We start from the raw sequence: 18,972 nt of genomic DNA, 5'->3' as shown, positions 1-18,972 counted from the left end.
AATTATAGAAATAAGAAATTATTTTCCTTTTTTCTGTTTATTAATTTCGTCTTGTAATTGGCGTCTCACTTTTTGTTCGCGCTCTAAAGCTGTTCTGCGGTGCTCATCAAATTCTTCTTCAATTTCAGCTAAATTATGATTTGCTTTTCTAGTAATAGCATTACTATTTTTAAATTTATAAATAAATAAAATGAGTAAAGCTAATAAAGCACCAATAATAGACCACATTAGCACATTGTAGTTTGTTTTACTCATTTGCATTCCAAAAAGTGCCATATTGTTTTTTTCAGAATTAGTTGTTTCTAAATCTTTTTGGGTGTTTGAAAGATTCTCTTTTAATGCCGAAATTTCTTTTGCTTGTGACGAAACTACCGCTTTAGTTTCAGCTAAATTTTTATGTACCGTTTTTAAAGAGTCCATAGTATGAGCACGTAATGCAAGTAACATACTACGTTTTACGGCTTCGTAAGGTTGACCGTTAGTGCCTTTAAAGTTACCAGATTTTTTAAGAATATATTCAAATTGATTATCAATTGTGCCTTTATATAAGGATAATTGGTCGTCGTCTTCAGTATTGGTTTGAGAAAATGAATGAAAGCTTATTAAACAGCTAAATAATAGTAAACATAAAGTTTTGATAGGATTCATTTTAAATGTTTTTGGTTGTATGTGGTTTGCGAATTTAAAAAATATACTTTATTAATTGATTAAAAATCAATAAAAAGCCTCATAAAAATGAGGCTAGTTTATATACGATTCAAATCCTAAAAAAGATTATAAGAAATGCATTTAAATTATATGGGTATTAATAATAAGTAAAACGTCTAACTTTAGCAATATATTTTGCTAACCGTATAACTTGATGACTGTAACCATATTCGTTATCATACCATATATATAAAATGATGTTTTTTCCATCTTTTCGAACAATGGTAGCTTTGCTATCGTAAATTGATGGAGCAGAGCTCCCAACAATATCGCTGGAAACAAGCTCGTCGCTCAATTCAAATTTAATTTGTTCTACTAAATCGCCTTCTAAGGCATATTTTTTTAAAATAGAATTTACACCCTCAAGCGATGTTTCTTTTTCTAACTCTAGATTTAAAATGGCTAACGATCCGTTTGGTACAGGAACCCGAATGGCGTTGGACGTTAGTTTGCCTTCCAAACTTGGTAACGCCTTGGCTACGGCACTTCCAGCTCCAGTTTCGGTAATTACCATATTAAGGGCTGCTGCTCTTCCTCGGCGGTATTTAGCATGAAAATTATCTACTAAGTTTTGGTCATTTGTATAGGCATGAATTGTTTCTAAATGGCCGCTTTTTACTCCAAAATTATCTTCAATAACTTTTAACACAGGGGTTATAGCATTTGTTGTGCAAGACGCTGCCGAAAATATATTCACTTTATCGGGGGTGTGTGCCTTGTGGTTTACGCCATGAACAATATTTGGAATGCCTTTTCCTGGGGCGGTTAGTAGCACCTTTTCAACGCCTTTAGATTTTAAATGTTTACTCAAAGTTTCATAATCTCTAAAGGCACCAGTATTATCAATAACTAAGGCATTATTGATATTAAACCTATTGTAATCGATATCCTCTGGAGTATTTGCCGAAATTATGTGCACTGTTGTTCCATTTATAATTAATGCGTTTTGTTTCGTATCTATTGTAACCGTACCTGAAAAATCGCCATGTACCGAATCGTTTCTCAAAAGCGAAGCTCTTTTTTCTAGTATTTTGGCATTAATAACACCACGAGTAACAATGGCTCTAAGGCGTAATTGACTTCCCTTTCCGGTGCGTGTCATAAGTTCTCTAGCAACCAATCTACCAATTCTACCAAAGCCATAAAGAATAACGTCTTTTGGTTCAATGCCTCCGTTTTTACTCGCATCTTTTAGTTTGTGAGAAACAAAGGCCTTGGCATTATTACGTTTGTTATCGTCCAAATGATATTCGTAAGTTAGTTTTCCAATATCTAATTTGGCAGGAGGGATGTTAAGCGCTTTTATTGCCTGCGCAATTTCTACCGAATCAAAAATAGAAATTGGTTTTTGTACAAATTTACCGGCGTATTCGTGCAGGTTTAAAATCTGACTCACATTTCTATCTATAAGTTGATTTCTAAAGAGTACCAATTCAATTGATTTGTCATACCATAAATCGCTTACGGCTTTTATAAATTCTACGGTTGCTTTTCTACGATCAGCCTGAAATGCTATTTCTTTTTCATAAGTTTTATTAGAACCCATATTATATTCAGTTTAGTTTGTGGTGTTTTAGCTAAAATACCATATTTCAAACGTTTTCGTAAAGCAGTTTAACGAATAAAATAACCCTTCAAATAATAACTTAATTTGAAGGGTTAAATAAAATATATTGGAACTTGATTTCAGAATTTAAATCATAATTTAAGATTTATCTAAAATTATAGCGTTCTAAATCGCCATTCGAGTTAATTACTTCTAGTCTTAAAGTTTCATAACGCGATTGATTTTTTAAAGCCCGTTGCACATCTTCAACATTTTTAACTTTTATATCGTTAATCGAGGTAATAATACAACCCTGCTCAATACCATTCTTTTTCCAGTAATCAGCATATTGCTCATTAAGTTCTGTGATCTTAACCCCATAGGTAACATTAAATTTCTTGAGGTCTTTAGCCTTGGCATCTTTAATTCTTCCAACTAGTGGCATTGTAAATGTGTCATTTTTTGCTAGTGTAACAGGAATGGATTTTAAATCACCATTTCTAGAAACTATTAAGTTTACTACATCATTAGGTCGTTTAGCACTTAAATGCCCTGTTAAATCAGAGAATTTAGATACTTTAATATTGTCAATTTCCTTAATAATATCACCTTTTTTAATACCCGCTTTTTCAGCACCAGAATCTTCAACTACATCATCAATATAAACACCTTCGGTATCTGTAACGCCAATTTTTTCAGCATTAATACTATTTAAGGCGCCTCCTTGAATTCCTAAAATACCGTTTTGGACGTTTCCAAACTCCATAATATCTTCAATCACTTTTCTAGCAATGTTACTAGGCACTGCAAAGGAATATCCAACGTACGATCCTGTTTGCGATGTTATAGCTGTATTTATGCCTACCAACTCCCCATTGGTATTCACCAAAGCACCACCAGAATTACCTGGGTTAACAGCAGCATCTGTTTGAATAAAGGACTGTCTGCTTGTGCCCGATAAATCTCTAGATTTTGCACTAATAATACCTGCTGTAACGGTCGATGTTAAATTAAAAGGATTACCAACGGCCAATACCCACTCGCCAATTTTAGCGTTATCAGAATCTGCAAAAGTTACATACGGCAACTCCTCATCGGCATCAATTTTTAAAAGTGCAATGTCTGTTTTTTCGTCTGCACCAACCAGTTCAGCAGTATACGTTTTGTTGTTATTTAAAGTAACCGACAGTTCGTGGGCATTTTTAATAACATGATTATTTGTAATTATATAACCATCGGCGTTAATAATAACACCAGAGCCTGTCCCTGTTTGGGCACGTTCAGAAGATCTTCCAGAAAACAAATCTTGCATGGTGTATGCGCCTTTACTTATTGTTACATTCTTAACATGTACAACCGCATTTACAGTGTTTTCGGCAGCTATAGTAAAATCTATTTTATCCTCCGCGCTAAATAAAGGTCGCGTATTGCTTGTTGGTAAAAAAGTAGGGGATTCCGTTTCAGCCGCAGCAATAACAACAGGTTGCTTTTCTTCTAAAAAAAGCTTATACGTTCCTAAGGTGATTATACCACCTAATGCCGATACAAATACTAATGTTAAAATCTTTTTCATATAGGTTAATCTTGTATGTTTTAAAATTATTTCAATCTATTTAACGATTAAAATTAATTAATTATTGAATATATAAATTCGTTTTAACTTTTTTTAACGCCAATTTTAACGCTCATTTAACAATCAAAAAAATCAATATTTTGGGCGCTACCACAAGGGTCGGGCTATTCATTACAAGTCCGCGGTCGTGCCTCCCTGTGGGCTTTTCATTACTATCCCTAGCGCACCTGTTAATAATGTGCAGTAAAAAATAACAAGCTTTAATATTACCCCAAAAAATTTAAAACACTTCTTTATCTTTGTGCTTGATTATGCAACAGACATTTTATAAATACCAAGGAACAGGAAACGATTTTGTGATGATTGATAATCGTCAGCAAACATTCGATAAAAACAATACCAACCGCGTTGCTTTTTTATGCGACCGACGATTTGGAGTAGGAGCCGACGGACTAATTTTGTTAGAAAACCATCCAGAACACGATTTTAAAATGGTGTATTACAATGCCGATGGTAACGAAAGTACTATGTGTGGTAACGGAGGGCGTTGTTTAGTGGCTTTTGCTAAGCAATTGGGCGTTATAAAAAATAAAGCCGTTTTCGAAGCCATTGATGGTTTGCACCATGCGAGTGTAGAAGGCGATATCGTAAATTTACAGATGCTAGATGTTTCTAAAATCGAAACTGATAAAGACCATGTGTTTTTAAATACAGGGTCACCACATCATGTACAATTTGAAACGGACATTGAGGAGTTCAATATTAAAACCAAAGGCGCTAATATCCGTTATGGCGAACCATATAATGAGGCTGGTACTAATGTTAATTTTGTAAAAAAACAATCGGATACAGATTTTAGAGTTCGAACTTACGAACGCGGGGTAGAAGACGAAACTTTATCTTGCGGAACAGGAGTAACAGCAGTAGCTATTGCTATGCATTATATTGGTGAAACTGAAAAAAACATAGTTAATTTAAACGTTCAAGGTGGAAAACTAAAAGTGAGTTTTAATGTTGAGAATGGCGTTTATAAAAACGTATGGCTAAGTGGTCCTGCAAAATTGGTGTTTAAAGGTAGTATATGATTACTCTAAAAGGCGAAAACATATATTTACGTGCTTTAGAGCCGGAAGATTTAGACTTTATTCATACCATTGAAAACGATGAGTCTATATGGGAAATAAGTAATACCCAAACTCCATATTCTAGATTTTTAATCAAACAATATTTAGAGCATGCACACAAAGATATTTTTGAAGTAAAACAATTACGATTGGTTATTTCAAGTTATGATGATGTAGCATTGGGTATGATTGATTTATTCGATTTCGATTTTAAAAACAAAAGAGCAGGTGTTGGTATTTTGGTTAAAGAACCTACTGATAGATTACAGGGTTATGGTCGTGAGGCTTTAAAATTATTAATCAATTATAGTTTTAGACATTTAGATTTACATCAGTTATATTGTAATATTTCAGAAGACAATGAAGCCAGTATAAAACTGTTTTCTAAACAAGGTTTTAAAGAAATAGGATTAAAAAAGGAATGGAATTATGTAAATGGTTCTTTTAAAAATGAATACTTATATCAGCTTATTAATAATTAAATGTATATAAAAAAAATCCTCTTAGCAATTGTAGTAATTGGCCTTATTGTGGCTGCATTTTTTGCCAATTTTGTTTATAAAGCCATGTTAAAACCAAACACAGCTTTTAATAACGAAAGCGCATATATTTATGTGCCAACGGGAGCAAGCTATCAAGATGTTCGAGCACAGTTAGAACCGTTGTTGGATGATATAGATTCGTTTGATGATTTGGCCGAGCGTAAAGAGTATACCAAATATGTAAAGCCTGGTCGTTTCGAAATTAAAAAGGGCATGACCAATAACGATATTATAAACTCGATTAGAAGCAAAAATTTACCAATAAAAGTGTCCTTTAATAATCAAAGTACACTCGAAAAATTAGCAGGTCGTGTTTCAAAAGAAATAGAAGCAGATAGTATAGCGCTTTTAAATGCTATGAAGGACACCGCATTTTTAAGCGAAAATAACTTTAAGGAGGCTACGGCTTTGGGCATGTATTTGCCTAATAGTTATGAGTTTTTCTGGAATACCTCTGCCGAGGCTTTTAGAGCACGTATGTTAAAAGAATACAAGCGATTCTGGACCGATTCTAAAATTAAAAAAGCAAATGCCATTGGTTTATCTCAAGATCAAGTTATTGCCTTAGCATCTATTGTTTACGAAGAATCTAAACAGGCTTCAGAACAACCAAGAATTGCAGGCGTTTATATGAATAGGATACGTATAGGAATGCCACTTCAAGCAGATCCTACTTTAAAATTTGCGGCATATCAACTTCCAAAATATAAAAATACAGTTATAAAACGGGTGCTTAATGTGCATAAAGATATTGATTCGCCTTATAATACATATAAAAATAGAGGTTTACCTCCAGGGCTTATTGCTATGCCTGATATATCGGCCATTAATGCGGTTTTAAATTATGAAAAGCATAAGTATTTATATTTTGCTGCCGATGCCAAACGTTTTGGATTCCATAAGTTTGCTAAAACCTTAGCTCAACATAATGTAAACGCTAGAGAATATCAGCGTTATTTATCTTCTCAAGGTATTAATAAATAGTGCGTTTTTGGGCGGTAAAACATATTATACTTTTTGTGTTATTGCCCGTGACTTCTTTTTCTCAATCTAAATTAGATGCGTTTTTAACACCGTGTGATACATTACATAAACAGAGGCGAAATGCTGTAGTTATTTCTGAAGCATCCTTAGGTGCTTTAACATTGGTGGGATTAAATCAACTGTGGTACGCTGATTTCGATCAATCAAAATTTCATACAACAAACGATAACAGTCAGTGGTTACAAATGGATAAATTGGGGCATGTGTTTACATCCTATCAAATGGGTAAACATGGGGCGCAATTATTACATTGGAGCGGAGTTAGTAAACGCGACCAACTAATATATGGTGCCACTTTGGGATTTACCTTTTTATCGGCTGTTGAAATGTTAGATGGATTTTCTTCAGAATGGGGGTTTTCATGGGGCGATATTATGGCTAATGGAGCAGGTACAGGATTGTATATTGGACAAGAATTACTATGGAAGGAACAACGAATTGCCTTAAAATACAGTTTTCATCAAACTAAATACGCTAAACAACGGCCAGATAAACTGGGAGAGACCTTGTTAGAGCAAACCCTGAAAGATTACAACGGACAAACCTATTGGCTCAGTGCTAACATACATTCTTTTTTTAAAGGAAGTAGCGCTCCTAAATGGCTAAATGTAGCTGTTGGATATGGGGCAGAAGGGATGCTAACCGGTGTAGAACATGTTGATAATCAACAAGAACTAACAAGTAAACGGTATAGGCAATATTATTTAAGTTTTGATTTAAATTTAAAGACCATTAATACTAATTCGAAGCTATTAAGGTCTGTTTTTGAAGTTTTTAACATGATAAAAATACCTCTACCTACCCTAGAATTTAGTAAAAATAAACCTGTATTTCATCTATTCTACATGTAGAAAGTGTACTTAATCGATTAATTTTGAAGTTATTGAAAAAAGTCGTACTTTTGCACGCTCAAATTTCAAGGTGTATTTAATATTAAAAATATACCCAAAAAATTTAAAAATTATGATAAGGAATATTGCAAGTTACGTATCTATTACGCTTACAATATTAACACTATTGTATGTGTCGTTTCAATCAAATGAAACAATCGATTTAAGCAAGTATTCTACAGAAGGCTTAGACTTAAATTACACAGTTAGTAATGTTGCTGCTGTGAACGAAAATCAATCAGAACTAACAGATTCTGATTTCGAATTCTCCCCTTACTTAGGAAAATCTTTTGTTGGTTTTAAAGAGGCTTTGGCTTTTAAAGAGTCTGGAGGCGATTATTCTAGTGTAAATACCTATGGGTACTTAGGTAAATACCAATTTGGTTCTGAAACTTTAAAACTTATTGGTATTTATAATCCTGCAAAGTTTTTAAAGAGTCCTAAGTTGCAAGAAAAAGCATTTATTGCTAATTCGGCGCGTAACAAGTGGATTTTAAGACGTGATATTAAGAATTTTGTTGGAAAACGAATTAATGGTATTATTATTACTGAATCTGGAATACTGGCAGCTGCTCACCTTGCGGGCCCTGGTAGTGTGAAAAAATACTTAAGAAGTTATGGTTTAGATAATTTTGCTGACGGTTATGGTACTACAGTTCATTATTATATGAAACGTTTTTCTGGTTATGATACCTCTTTTGTTAAAGCAAATAGAAAAGCTAAAGCTATATAATAAGTTTTAACTTTTATGAATAATAAATATGGTAGGTCTTTTATGAAGGTCTACCTTATTTTTTTTCCACTGGTTTGCGGTCTGTGTTTTTATAAATTCGCTACTTAATGTGATATCGCAAGCCACACAAATGTCTGTATTGTTCTCTAAAACTGAAGAAAGAACTTCAAGCATCTTATTATTTCTATAGGGGGTTTCAATAAAAATTTGTGATTGATTTTGTTCAAACGATAAGCGTTCCAAACGTTTAATTTCGGCTTTGCGTTCACCTTTATCGATAGGTAAGTAACCATTAAAAGTAAAACTCTGTCCATTCATTCCAGAACTCATAATGGCCATTAAAATAGAAGAAGGCCCTACTAAGGGCACTACTTTTATGTTTTTTTGATGGGCAATTTTTACAATGTCAGCACCGGGATCGGCCACCCCAGGACATCCGGCTTCAGATAATAAACCAACATCAACACCGTTTAAACACGGGTGTAAAAAGGTAGGTAAATCTGCTTCATCAGTAAATTTATTTAAATGAAACATGTTTAATGATGGTTGTGATTTATTTGGACTGATTCGTTTTATAAAACGCCTTGCTGTTTTGTCGTTTTCAACAATAAAAGTGTCAATCTTATCTATGGCTTGTTTAACGCTAATAGGAAGAACTTCTAAAGGTTCGTTATCACCTAATGTTGTAGGTATAAGGTATAAAGTGCCGATTTTGTTAATCATTTAATTTATAATAAGTTTTTTAATTGCTTTAGAGTTGTCTTTCATTGTAAATTCAATGAAATATAATCCTTTTGCGTATGTTTTGGTTGAAAGGGTCATAGTTTTCTGAATTGGTTTAGAAATTGTTTTAATATTTTGCCCTTTAATGTTTAATATTGAAATGTTTCTTACCTCATTATAATTTAGGCTCAAGTCTATTTTAATATAGTGTTCTGAAGGATTAGGAAATACTTTAAAACCATCCATTTGTTTTGCTTGTGTTGTACTTAACGAAGAATCCTGTATTTTGTAAATTGTGGATCCGCCGGCAATATACAATTCCCCTCTTATATCTTCACCAAATGTGGTCCAGTTTTGTTTGTTAGTTGGGGTTTGTAAGGTCATAGACCAACTAGACCCCGTATTAGTTAGTATTCCAATGTCACCACTACAATAATCAGCAAAAAAGTATTTACCTGTAAAGCCAGGAAAGGTATTGCCTCTATAAACATAACCTCCAGTAATTGAGCATTTAGCTCCTGAATGATTGTATTCTGCAATGGGCTTAATAGTATGGTTAAGGTCTAAAGAAGGACAATTATTGCTAGAGTTAAAAGGTGAGCTACCTTCAAAACAACGCCAACCATAATTGTCTCCGGGTATTCCAGAGCCATCAACTCTATTTATTTCTTCAATTAAATATTGACCAACATCGGCAATCCATAAGTCGTTATTGTATTTGTCAAAAGAGAATTTCCATGGATTCCTTAAGCCTAAAGCATAAATTTCTGGTCTAGGATCGTTGGACCCATTTGCTGATGATGAAAATGGATTTGTGCTAGGTATTGTGTAATTTAAACCACTAACATCAACTCTTAAAAGTTTTCCCAAAAAGCTTGAAGTGTTTTGGGCTCTATCGCCAGGATCGCCACCGCTTCCGCCGTCACCGGTGGCAATATATAATAAACCATCTTGTCCAAAAGCAATTTTTCCACCGTTATGATTTCCAAAAGGTTGCTGGAACGTTAATAAATTAGTACCATTGGTATTAGCTATATCTGGGTTTTCACTTACTGTATATCTTGCAATTACGGTATTTGGTTTGTTAGTACTTGAATTGTCTGTGTAGTTAACATAAAATCTACCTGTAGATGCATAATCTGGTGCAAAGGCCAGTCCTAATAATCCGCGTTCTCCACCAGAGCCAACACTACTAGTAATGTCTAAAAACGGAACGGAATTTACACTGCCATTTGAATTTAAAATTTTTATAATACCAGATTTTTCAACGATAAAAAGTCTTGTATCATTAATGTTGTTGGTGTTGGAGATTTCTACTGGCTGGGAAAATCCTGAAGCAAAAGAAACAAGTTTAATGGACTGGGACAACAATATGGTGCTATAAAAACAATATATTATTAGAAAAATTAATGATTTCATAGCGTGTCTTTTTACGTAAAGTTAATAAATAAGACCGTAATTGTTTGAATAAGATAAATTTAGATAAGATTTTTAACTATAGCATCACAGGCTTCATCTAACATCTGGTAAACATTTTCGAAACCGTGCTCACCACCATAATAGGGGTCTGGAACTTCAAAGTTTTTACCATGGTGTACTTCGTTTAAAATTAGTTTTACTTTAGAGGTGTCCTTGGCGGTTCTGGCTAATCTAACTACATTATCAAAATTAGAATGATCCATAACGTAGATCAAATCAAAAGTGTCAAAGTCTGAAACATCAAACTGACGGCCACTTAAATTTGAAATGTCAAGACCGTATTTTTTTGCCACAGCTATTGAACGTTTGTCGGGTGCGCTACCAGAATGGTAATTAGCGGTTCCAGCAGAATCCACTATAAAATCTTCCGAAAGTTTTGACTTTAAAATTCCTTCTGCCAACGGAGAACGACAAATGTTTCCTAAGCAAACCATTAAAATTTTAGTCATGATAACTGAATTATCTTAAACAGAAAGTTTTTTACTTATATCTTCAACATATTTTCTAAATTGTTTATCTGTTGAAGATAGGTTATCAACGGTTTTACATGCGTGTAAAACGGTAGCATGATCACGTTTTCCAATTTGAGAACCAATACTTGCCAATGATGCCTTGGTGAATTTTTTAGCAAAAAACATAGCGAGTTGACGCGCCTGAACAATATGGCGTTTCCTAGTTTTAGATTGAAGCGTATCGATATCCATTTGGAAATAATCTGACACTACTTTTTGAATGTAGTCTATAGAAACTTCGCGCTTTGTGTTTTTAACAAATTTTTCTACAATAACACGAGCCAAATCAATAGTGATTTCTTTTTTGTTGAAAGATGATTGTGCAATTAAAGAAATAATAGCGCCTTCAAGCTCTCTAACATTAGACTTAATGTTTTTGGCAACGTAATCTATAATATCATCCGGCATTTCAACGCCATCGCGATATAATTTATTTTTTAATATTGAAACTCGAGTTTCAAAATCTGGATTTTGTAATTCTGCAGATAGTCCCCATTTAAATCGTGATAATAAACGTTGCTCAATATCTTGCATATCAACCGGTGCTTTGTCACTTGTTAAAATAACTTGCTTTCCGTTTTGATGTAAATGGTTGAAAATATGGAAGAATACATCTTGAGTACCTGTTTTACCAGATAAGAATTGTACATCATCAATAATTAGTACATCAATAATTTGATAAAAATGAATAAAATCATTTCTATTATTCTTTTTTACGGCATCAATATATTGCTGTGTAAACTTTTCAGCCGAAATATATAAAACTGTTTTTTCTGGGTATTTATCTTTAATATCAACACCTATAGCGTGTGCTAAATGTGTTTTTCCTAGACCAACACCACCAAAAATTAATAATGGATTAAATGATGTGCCTCCTGGTTTGTTAGCAACTGCTAATCCCGCACTACGAGCTAATCTGTTAGAATCGCCTTCTAAGAAATTTTCAAAACTATAGTTAGGATTAAGTTGAGATTCTATTTTTACATTTCTAATTCCAGGAATTACAAATGGATTACGTAATTCTGGACTTTTATTATTTAAAGGAACATCTACATCTTGCGACTTTAAAGAACCTCTGTTAGAACTAGGGATTTTTTCTGTAAATGGTTGCTTATTGCCATAAGTGTTTTCCATTTTAATAATGTAAACAAGTTTTGCAGTTTCCCCTAATTCTTTAGTAAGTGATACTTTTAAGATTTTCACATAGTGTTCTTCAAGCCATTCGTAAAAGAATTTACTAGGCACTTGAATACTTAAAGACGTGTCAGTAAGTTTAACTGCTTTGATTGGTTCAAACCAAGTTTTGTAAGCTTGCGGTTGGATATTATCCTTTATAAATTCGAGACAGTTATTCCAAACCGATTGCGCAGTTACACTCATGTTTTTATTTTTGTTGCTTTTTTGTGTTAGATTTTTATGAAAAATAGGCTTCCATAATCCCCTATTTAAGGAGTGGCAAATATGTGAACAAAATTCTTAAAAAAAAAATGATTTACTATTGAATTTTTAGAAATAATTCCTCATGTTTAAGCTCTAGCCGAAGCTACAAAAAAATATTTAAATATGCTTATGAAATTCGATAAAATACAAATAAGAGTGAGGTACGGTGAAACCGACCAAATGGGGGTAGTTTACCACGGTAACTATGCATTATATCTTGAAATGGGGCGTATAGAGTGGTTAAGGAAACTTGGTGTTTCATATAAATCTATGGAAGAAAACGGTATTATGCTACCTGTAGTTTCATTAAATGTAAACTATAAAAAATCAGCCGGTTATGATGATGTAATTAATGTAAAAACTCAACTCAAAAACCTTACTAATGTTAAGATTGAATTTGAGTATGAAATAACGAATGAAAAAGGGGAAATTTTAACAACGGCAAGTACTATTTTGGTATTTGTTGATATGAAATCAGGACGGCCAACCAAAGTGCCTCAGTATATTTTAGATTTAATTGAAAATTAGTTTATAGTTTTTTTATCTTGATTTCGTAGAGGCGATTAAAAATGTTATAAATAGATTCAGCTTCCCTTTTTCTTACCGATATGGTGATGTTGCAATCCAATTCTAGTTTTTGATTGGTGATATTAATTGATTTTTCTTTTATAACCCGCATAACGGTATTCATGTTTTTATAATCAAACGTTATAAGGAAATCAATATTTATAGTTTTTTCAATAATCATAGCCTCATCAATACTCATTTTTGCGGCTGTTCTATACGCACTAATTAATCCGCCAACGCCTAATTTAACGCCGCCAAAGTACCTAACAACTACAATTAAAATGTTAGTTAAATCGAACGATTGAATTTGACCATATATGGGCATACCTGCAGAGTTACTAGGTTCTCCATCGTCGTTTGCGCGGTAAGATATGGTTTCGGTTCCTATTTGGTAGGCGTAACACCAGTGTCGTGCCGAGTGGTGTTCTTTTTTTAGCTTTTCTAAGTGTAACTTTATGTCATCTTCATTTGTTACAGGAAATGCGTATCCAAAAAACTTACTGTTTTTGTCTTTGTGTAAAACAGGTTCGGTGGCTTTTATAATTGTATTATATGTGTCTTTTTCTATCAAATTAATTAAAACAGTTCTTTTTTAGTGTTAAAAAGATTGATGACATCTTCGCTTTCCGGATTTATTAGCCAAGTTTTAATGTTTAAAGCTTTTGCAGCCTCTATATTATCTTTATTATCATCAATAAAAAGACACTCTTCAGCTTTAAGCTTGTTTTCGTTTAAAACAAAATTAAAAATATCTTGATTTGGTTTCACTAAATTTATTTCGTGAGATAGATAGAAAGCATCAAAGCACTTTTTAAATTCATTATAAAATGAAACATTAGTTTTAATGAAATTAATATGAAGTTCGTTTGTGTTGCTTAAAAGGATTAATTTATATTTTGAAGACTTTTTTAATTCCTTTAAAAAGTCTAAGCGGTTTTCAGGAAAATCTTTCAGCATAAAATTCCAAATATCAATAAGTTCTTGTTTTGATAATTTCGAAAAGTTTTGGGTATAAAATTCGAGAAATTCTTCTGTAGAAATTAAACCTTGTTCATAAAAACTATTAAAACCTAGCATTTCGTCTGATAGCGTCTCAATTTTAAAAGCTTCCAAAGCATGTTTATGAGCGGCTTCAATATTTAAATTAATAAATACGTTGCCAAAATCGAAAATTATTGTTTTAATCATTTTTGTATATGTTAAGTCTGTCTGATTGTATTTTTTCTTCAGAAATTAATGTTCCTTTTAGCTTAGGAGCGTTAATACCATCTTTAAACTGGGATTGACCAATAAAAACCCTAGCTTCATCCCATAAATTTTCATCAATAAATGTTTGAAGCGTTTTTGCGCCACCTTCAATAATTACAGAGTTTATTTCTAGATTAAAAAGTGCATTGCAAATTTGTTGTCCAATTTTTTTGGAGAAATTTATATTGTTTTTTGAGAATAAAATGGTTTTTGCATCTGTATTAAAAATGTTTAGTGTTTTAGGTAGCTTTTCATCTTTATCGATAACTAGTCTTGTTGGGTTATTACCTGTCCAATCTCTAACGTTTAACGTTGGATTGTCTACTATAACCGTATTGGTACCTACTAAAATGGCTTGTTCTTCTGTGCGCCATTTATGTACGAGCTGCCTGGAGTAGGTGTTAGTAATCCAAATTGGTTTTTGTTCGTTTTTTGTTTTTGGAGCAATAAAACCATTGTTGGTTTCTGCCCATTTTAGAATAATATAAGGGCGTTTTTTATTATGGAAAGTAAAAAAACGTTTATGATGATTTTTGCATTCGTATTCTAAGACTCCAACGGTGACATGGCAACCAGCATCTTTTAGTTTCTTAATACCTTTTCCGGCTACCTTTTCATTATCGTCAATACAGCCAATTACAATATTTGGTATGTTATGTTTTATGATAAGGTCGCTACATGGCGGTGTTTTTCCGTAATGTGAACAAGGTTCGAGTGTTACGTAAATGGTCGCTTCTTTTAATAATTCTTTATTTAAAACAGAATTTATGGCATTAACCTCGGCATGATTTCCGCCGTAAGCACTAGTGTATCCTTCGCCAATTATTTTGTTGTTATGCACAATTACGCTACCAACCATGGGGTTTGGTCTGGTGTTTCCTAAACCATTTTCAGAAATTTCTAAACAGCGTTTTATGTAGGTTTCGTGAATGTTCAATTTTAAAATTTAATTTTTACATCTTCGGTTTTGTCCACTTTGTAATAATGTGAAAACCCTAAAACTTTATATTTTATTTCTCCTTTGTATTGAATTTTTACTTTTTTACTGAAAAGGCTACCCAATAATCCGCTTAAATTTTTATCGCTAAAAATGCTATCGGTTGGCACTTTTGTTTTTAAAGGAATTGAAAACTCGTTTTTAGGAGGAACCTCAAAATGATCTGCAGAAACTGAAGCCATTTCGTTATTGTTTATAAATACTTTTATTTCATCGGTTTGTAATTCGCCTCCAATATCATTCGGGTTTATAAATTTAGCTTGAGCCGTAAACGTGATGTGTTTTGAAGTGGATTCTGAAATCTGAATATTTTCTAAACCTATAAATTGTGGTTTTTCGCTAACCGAGCAATTCATAAACAGTAAACAGATTGTTGATAAGATTATTAGATTTTTCATTCCGGTTTTTTTCGATTTAGCGTATCTTCACTTCTTAATATTTGACCCTTAAAGTGAGTAAAGATACTATAGTTATTCGAGAAATTGAACCTCAAGATAATGCAGAAATTGAGGCTGTGATAAGATCTTGTTTTCATGAGTTTGATATTCCTTTGGAAGGTACAGCGTATACAGACCCTGAAACCACTAAAATGTTTCAGTCGTATCAAAATGATAACGAAGCCTATTTTGTAATTGAGTGCAATGGTAAGGTTGAAGGCGGTGGAGGCATAAAACCATTATCGGATTCAAATGTTGATATTTGTGAAATTCAAAAAATGTATTTTTCAAAGAAAGTTAGAGGTCGAGGTTATGGACGTGCCTTGTTTGAAAAATGTATGCAAAAGGCAAAAGCGTTAGGTTATAATACATGTTATTTGGAATCCGCATCGCAACTTAAGGCTGCTATTCATATTTATGAAAGTTATGGGTTTAGTCATTTAGATGGTGCTTTAGGTAATACAGGACATTATTCTTGTGGGGTATGGATGATTAAAAATTTATGAAGTTAAAAGATTTACAATATAAGTTTCATGAGGTTTTAGGTACCGATTATGGTAAAGAAGAAGTGGATAGTTTCTTTTTTATGCTAATCGATTTTTATTTTAATGTATCTAGAATTCAATTAGCCATGGATTCTGATTTCCAGGTAAAGGATACAGAAAAGATTTTAGAAGCCTTAGTCTTGTTAAAACAGCAAAAACCCATTCAATATATTATTGGTGAAACCGAGTTTTATGGTTTAACTTTTAAGGTTAATGAACATGTTTTAATACCAAGACCCGAAACAGAAGAATTGGTAGAATGTGTTATAAAACAAACCGATAATAACTCAACTATAAATATTCTAGATATTGGCACAGGAAGTGGGTGTATTGCTATTTCTTTAGCTAAAAATTTAGAACTTGTTAAGGTTTATGCCTTGGATATTAGTGAGGATGCCTTAGTAGTGGCAAGGCGAAATGCAGAATTAAATGGAGTAGATGTTACTTTTTTTAAAGCTAATATTTTAAATACAGATGTAATTGAAGATTTAAAATTTGATGTTATTGTTTCTAATCCACCCTATGTTCGCGAAAAGGAAAAACTACAAATGAAACCAAATGTTTTAGAGCATGAACCGCATCTAGCATTATTTGTAAAGGATGAAAATCCATTGCTTTTTTATAAAGCTATAACCGATTTTGCTAAAGTAAATTTAAAAGAAAAGGGCAAGTTGTATTTTGAAATTAATGAGTATTTAGGACAAAGTATGATTGCGTTGCTAAATGATAACAATTTTAAGAATATAGAGTTAAAACAAGATATCTTCAAGAAGGATAGAATGATAAAAGGTGATAAAATTTAATGAATACAATAGAGCAACAGATCCAAGATCTTAGAGACGAATTAAGAACTCATAATTATAATTATTATGTTCTTGATAATGCAACTATTTCAGATTTCGATTTTGACGTAAAATTAAAGGAGCTTCAAAGGTTAGAAGCTAAGCACCCCGAGTTTTTTGATGCCAATTCGCCAACGGAGCGGGTTGGGGGTGCGGTAACCAAAAAATTTGAAACTACGGTTCATGAGCATCGTATGTACTCTTTAGAGAATTCTTATTCAAAAGAAGATTTACAAGATTGGGAAACTCGAATTAAAAAAATGATTGATGGCGAAATTCTTTACACCTGCGAATTAAAGTATGATGGCGCTTCTATTAGTTTAACTTATGAAGAAGGTAAACTTGTAAAGGCGGTAACTCGTGGAGATGGTTTTCAAGGTGATAATGTAACGGCTAATATTAAAACAATTAAGTCGGTGCCACTACAATTAAAAGGCGATTATCCACCAAAGTTCGATATTCGAGGAGAAATTGTGCTGCCTTTTGAAGGTTTTATTAGAATGAATGAGGAGCGCATTGAAATAGGAGAGGAGCCTTATAGAAACCCAAGGAACACTGCATCCGGAAGTTTAAAACTGCAGGATAGTGCCGAGGTTGCTAAACGTCCGTTAGAGTGCTTGCTATATAATTTAACAGGGACAGGTTTAGGAGTTAATACACAATTTGAAGGTTTGGAAAAAGCTAGACAATGGGGTTTTAAAGTACCTGATGCTGCTAAATTAGTTAATTCTATTGATGGGGTTTTAGAGTTTATTGAATATTGGGATGTGCATCGTCATAATTTGCCTTACGAAACAGATGGGGTGGTTATTAAAGTTAATAATTTACAACAGCAAGAAGAGTTAGGATACACAGCCAAAGCACCACGTTGGGCTATGGCTTATAAATTTAAAGCCGAACGGGTTTCAACACGTTTAAATAGTATAACTTATCAAGTAGGTAGAACTGGCGCAATAACACCAGTGGCCAATTTAGAGCCTGTTGAATTGGCTGGAACTACTGTTAAACGGGCGTCTTTGCATAATGCTGATCAAATTGCAAAATTAGATATAAGAGTAAATGATGAAGTTTATGTGGAGAAAGGTGGTGAAATAATACCAAAAATTTTGGGTGTAGATTTAACTAAACGTCCAGAAAATTCAGAACCTACAGAGTATATTAAAGCGTGTCCGGAATGCCAAACAGAACTTATAAGACAAGAAGGTGAAGCCCAGCATTATTGTCCTAATTATAATGGTTGTAATCCGCAAATTATTGGTAGAATTCAGCATTTTATTTCTAGAAAAGCCATGGATATTGATGGCTTAGGGGGTGAAACTGTGGCGCTTTTAGTTAATGAAGGCTTGATAAGTAATTATTCAGACTTATATAAATTAACAAAAGAGCAGGTGTTACCTTTAGAACGTATGGCTGAAAAAAGTGCTGATAATTTAATTAACGGCATTGCAGCATCCGTAAAAGTGCCTTTTGAGCGTGTTCTTTTTGCGTTAGGAATACGATACGTTGGGGAAACCGTAGCAAAAAAGTTAGCAAAACACTATAAGAATATTGATGGGATAGTTAATGCGAGTCAAGAAGAATTAATTAATGTAGATGAAATTGGAATTAAAATAGCAGAAAGTGTTGTTGCTTTTTTCGCTACTGAAGAAAATATAGAAACCATTAATAGTTTAAGAGCGTTTGGACTTAAATTTGAATTAACAGAAGAGCAATTAAGCGGACAAACAGAGCTACTTAAAGGAGATGTTATTGTGGTTACAGGTGTGTTTGAGTCTATTTCTAGAAGCGAACTTAAGAAATGTATAGAAGATAATGGCGGGAAGGTGAGCAGCTCTATTTCCTCTAAAACAAGTTATATAGTTGCAGGAAGTAATATGGGGCCAAGTAAAAAAGAAAAGGCAGAAAAGCTTAATGTTTTAATAGTTTCTGAGTTTGAATTCCTACAAAAAATAAGTTGATTTTCAAAAAAAACCGATAAAGGGTTAGTTTTATTCGTTTAATTGTATATATTTGCAATATGAA

At 33.0% G+C, this 18,972-nt stretch carries 20 protein-coding genes; 9 read left to right on the top strand and 11 right to left on the bottom strand.

Annotation, left to right across the window (positions count from 1 at the left end):
• Window positions 1-18: 18 nt before the first annotated feature.
• The 3 genes from ABJM36_RS03555 to ABJM36_RS03545 form a co-directional block, all read right to left on the bottom strand.
• Window positions 19-648: a tRNA (guanine-N1)-methyltransferase gene (locus ABJM36_RS03555; protein ID WP_348449251.1), complete on the bottom strand. Its 630-nt coding sequence runs from the start codon at window positions 646-648 to the stop codon at window positions 19-21.
• A 157-nt stretch (window positions 649-805) separates the two neighbouring features.
• Window positions 806-2,254 carry a glyceraldehyde-3-phosphate dehydrogenase gene (locus ABJM36_RS03550; protein ID WP_348449249.1) on the bottom strand — a complete coding sequence of 483 codons (1,449 nt, stop codon included), beginning with the start codon at window positions 2,252-2,254 and terminating at the stop codon, window positions 806-808.
• A gap of 166 nt (window positions 2,255-2,420) precedes the next feature.
• Window positions 2,421-3,827 carry a trypsin-like peptidase domain-containing protein gene (locus ABJM36_RS03545; RefSeq protein WP_348449247.1) on the bottom strand — a complete coding sequence of 469 codons (1,407 nt, stop codon included), beginning with the start codon at window positions 3,825-3,827 and terminating at the stop codon, window positions 2,421-2,423.
• A 311-nt stretch (window positions 3,828-4,138) separates the two neighbouring features.
• On the opposite strand from ABJM36_RS03545, the gene dapF reads away from it, so the two are divergent.
• The 5 genes from dapF to ABJM36_RS03520 all read left to right on the top strand — a co-directional run bounded on the left by dapF (window position 4,139) and on the right by ABJM36_RS03520 (window position 8,160).
• Complete coding sequence (gene dapF / locus ABJM36_RS03540; protein WP_348449245.1) at window positions 4,139-4,912, top strand: diaminopimelate epimerase; 774 nt, start codon at window positions 4,139-4,141, stop codon at window positions 4,910-4,912.
• Window positions 4,909-5,433 carry a GNAT family N-acetyltransferase gene (locus ABJM36_RS03535; protein ID WP_348449243.1) on the top strand — a complete coding sequence of 175 codons (525 nt, stop codon included), beginning with the start codon at window positions 4,909-4,911 and terminating at the stop codon, window positions 5,431-5,433. The genes dapF and ABJM36_RS03535 overlap by 4 nt, the downstream gene beginning before the upstream one ends.
• On the top strand, window positions 5,434-6,477 hold the full coding sequence (gene mltG, locus ABJM36_RS03530; protein ID WP_348449241.1) for an endolytic transglycosylase MltG: 1,044 nt from the start codon (window positions 5,434-5,436) through the stop codon (window positions 6,475-6,477).
• A gap of 41 nt (window positions 6,478-6,518) precedes the next feature.
• On the top strand, window positions 6,519-7,388 hold the full coding sequence (locus ABJM36_RS03525; protein ID WP_348449239.1) for a DUF2279 domain-containing protein: 870 nt from the start codon (window positions 6,519-6,521) through the stop codon (window positions 7,386-7,388).
• A gap of 112 nt (window positions 7,389-7,500) precedes the next feature.
• Window positions 7,501-8,160, top strand: coding sequence for a peptidoglycan-binding protein LysM (locus tag ABJM36_RS03520; protein ID WP_348449237.1), 660 nt, complete (start codon window positions 7,501-7,503; stop codon window positions 8,158-8,160).
• 6 nt (window positions 8,161-8,166) lie between these two features.
• Here the strand turns inward: ABJM36_RS03520 and ABJM36_RS03515 are convergent, their stop codons facing one another.
• The 4 genes from ABJM36_RS03515 to dnaA are packed head-to-tail and all read right to left on the bottom strand — an operon-like array spanning window position 8,167 to window position 12,254.
• On the bottom strand, window positions 8,167-8,883 hold the full coding sequence (locus tag ABJM36_RS03515) for an SAM-dependent methyltransferase (RefSeq protein WP_348449235.1): 717 nt from the start codon (window positions 8,881-8,883) through the stop codon (window positions 8,167-8,169).
• The gene (locus ABJM36_RS03510; protein WP_348449233.1) at window positions 8,884-10,302 is read right to left on the bottom strand and encodes a PQQ-dependent sugar dehydrogenase; all 1,419 of its coding nucleotides are present in this window, start codon (window positions 10,300-10,302) and stop codon (window positions 8,884-8,886) included.
• Between the two features lie 59 nt (window positions 10,303-10,361).
• Window positions 10,362-10,811, bottom strand: coding sequence for a low molecular weight protein-tyrosine-phosphatase (locus tag ABJM36_RS03505; protein WP_348449231.1), 450 nt, complete (start codon window positions 10,809-10,811; stop codon window positions 10,362-10,364).
• A 15-nt stretch (window positions 10,812-10,826) separates the two neighbouring features.
• Window positions 10,827-12,254 (bottom strand): chromosomal replication initiator protein DnaA, encoded by a 1,428-nt coding sequence (gene dnaA, locus ABJM36_RS03500; protein ID WP_348449229.1) that lies wholly within the window; start codon window positions 12,252-12,254, stop codon window positions 10,827-10,829.
• A gap of 189 nt (window positions 12,255-12,443) precedes the next feature.
• Here dnaA and ABJM36_RS03495 point away from each other — a divergent pair, with 189 nt between their 5' ends.
• Entirely contained in the window at window positions 12,444-12,842 is a 399-nt protein-coding gene (locus ABJM36_RS03495) for a thioesterase family protein (RefSeq protein ID WP_348449227.1), read from the top strand.
• Between the two features lies 1 nt (window position 12,843).
• Here ABJM36_RS03495 and ABJM36_RS03490 read toward each other — a convergent pair whose 3' ends face one another.
• From ABJM36_RS03490 to ABJM36_RS03475, 4 genes are read right to left on the bottom strand one after another with little or no spacing between them, the layout of a single operon-like run.
• Complete coding sequence (locus tag ABJM36_RS03490) at window positions 12,844-13,452, bottom strand: YigZ family protein (RefSeq protein WP_348449225.1); 609 nt, start codon at window positions 13,450-13,452, stop codon at window positions 12,844-12,846.
• A gap of 5 nt (window positions 13,453-13,457) precedes the next feature.
• Window positions 13,458-14,069 (bottom strand): HAD family phosphatase, encoded by a 612-nt coding sequence (locus ABJM36_RS03485; RefSeq protein WP_348449223.1) that lies wholly within the window; start codon window positions 14,067-14,069, stop codon window positions 13,458-13,460.
• Window positions 14,062-15,066, bottom strand: a complete 1,005-nt coding sequence (ribD, locus tag ABJM36_RS03480; RefSeq protein ID WP_348449221.1) for a bifunctional diaminohydroxyphosphoribosylaminopyrimidine deaminase/5-amino-6-(5-phosphoribosylamino)uracil reductase RibD — start codon at window positions 15,064-15,066, stop codon at window positions 14,062-14,064. The genes ABJM36_RS03485 and ribD overlap by 8 nt, the downstream gene beginning before the upstream one ends.
• Window positions 15,067-15,068: 2 nt before the next feature.
• Window positions 15,069-15,524, bottom strand: a complete 456-nt coding sequence (locus tag ABJM36_RS03475; protein WP_348449219.1) for an LEA type 2 family protein — start codon at window positions 15,522-15,524, stop codon at window positions 15,069-15,071.
• Window positions 15,525-15,577: 53 nt separating this feature from the next.
• Between ABJM36_RS03475 and ABJM36_RS03470 the strand changes: the two genes are divergently transcribed.
• From ABJM36_RS03470 to ligA, 3 genes are read left to right on the top strand one after another with little or no spacing between them, the layout of a single operon-like run.
• Window positions 15,578-16,069 carry a GNAT family N-acetyltransferase gene (locus ABJM36_RS03470; protein WP_348449217.1) on the top strand — a complete coding sequence of 164 codons (492 nt, stop codon included), beginning with the start codon at window positions 15,578-15,580 and terminating at the stop codon, window positions 16,067-16,069.
• The gene (gene prmC, locus ABJM36_RS03465) at window positions 16,066-16,911 is read left to right on the top strand and encodes a peptide chain release factor N(5)-glutamine methyltransferase (protein WP_348449215.1); all 846 of its coding nucleotides are present in this window, start codon (window positions 16,066-16,068) and stop codon (window positions 16,909-16,911) included. The genes ABJM36_RS03470 and prmC overlap by 4 nt, the downstream gene beginning before the upstream one ends.
• A complete protein-coding gene (gene ligA, locus ABJM36_RS03460) occupies window positions 16,911-18,908 on the top strand; it encodes an NAD-dependent DNA ligase LigA (protein WP_348449213.1) in 1,998 nt (665 codons plus the stop codon). Before prmC ends, ligA begins: the two co-directional genes overlap by 1 nt.
• Window positions 18,909-18,972: the final 64 nt, after the last annotated feature.

It is taken from the genome of Algibacter sp., assembly GCF_039977455.1.
Classification (GTDB): Bacteria; Bacteroidota; Bacteroidia; order Flavobacteriales; family Flavobacteriaceae; genus Algibacter_B.
Note: the sequence above shows the minus strand (reverse complement) of the source record. Positions and strands in the feature narration are given on the sequence as shown.

Excerpts from the sequence above, each read along its gene's own strand:
- mltG (WP_348449241.1), top strand. The coding sequence starts at position 5,434 with ATGTATATAAAAAAAATCCTCTTAGCAATTGTAGTAATTGGCCTTATT.
- ABJM36_RS03505 (WP_348449231.1), bottom strand. The coding sequence starts at position 10,811 with ATGACTAAAATTTTAATGGTTTGCTTAGGAAACATTTGTCGTTCTCCG.
- ligA (WP_348449213.1), top strand. The coding sequence starts at position 16,911 with ATGAATACAATAGAGCAACAGATCCAAGATCTTAGAGACGAATTAAGA.
- ABJM36_RS03550 (WP_348449249.1), bottom strand. The coding sequence starts at position 2,254 with ATGGGTTCTAATAAAACTTATGAAAAAGAAATAGCATTTCAGGCTGAT.
- ABJM36_RS03485 (WP_348449223.1), bottom strand. The coding sequence starts at position 14,069 with ATGATTAAAACAATAATTTTCGATTTTGGCAACGTATTTATTAATTTA.
- ABJM36_RS03475 (WP_348449219.1), bottom strand. The coding sequence starts at position 15,524 with ATGAAAAATCTAATAATCTTATCAACAATCTGTTTACTGTTTATGAAT.
- ABJM36_RS03555 (WP_348449251.1), bottom strand. The coding sequence starts at position 648 with ATGAATCCTATCAAAACTTTATGTTTACTATTATTTAGCTGTTTAATA.
- ABJM36_RS03535 (WP_348449243.1), top strand. The coding sequence starts at position 4,909 with ATGATTACTCTAAAAGGCGAAAACATATATTTACGTGCTTTAGAGCCG.
- dnaA (WP_348449229.1), bottom strand. The coding sequence starts at position 12,254 with ATGAGTGTAACTGCGCAATCGGTTTGGAATAACTGTCTCGAATTTATA.
- ABJM36_RS03515 (WP_348449235.1), bottom strand. The coding sequence starts at position 8,883 with ATGATTAACAAAATCGGCACTTTATACCTTATACCTACAACATTAGGT.
- dapF (WP_348449245.1), top strand. The coding sequence starts at position 4,139 with ATGCAACAGACATTTTATAAATACCAAGGAACAGGAAACGATTTTGTG.
- prmC (WP_348449215.1), top strand. The coding sequence starts at position 16,066 with ATGAAGTTAAAAGATTTACAATATAAGTTTCATGAGGTTTTAGGTACC.
- ABJM36_RS03520 (WP_348449237.1), top strand. The coding sequence starts at position 7,501 with ATGATAAGGAATATTGCAAGTTACGTATCTATTACGCTTACAATATTA.
- ABJM36_RS03545 (WP_348449247.1), bottom strand. The coding sequence starts at position 3,827 with ATGAAAAAGATTTTAACATTAGTATTTGTATCGGCATTAGGTGGTATA.
- ABJM36_RS03495 (WP_348449227.1), top strand. The coding sequence starts at position 12,444 with ATGAAATTCGATAAAATACAAATAAGAGTGAGGTACGGTGAAACCGAC.
- ABJM36_RS03510 (WP_348449233.1), bottom strand. The coding sequence starts at position 10,302 with ATGAAATCATTAATTTTTCTAATAATATATTGTTTTTATAGCACCATA.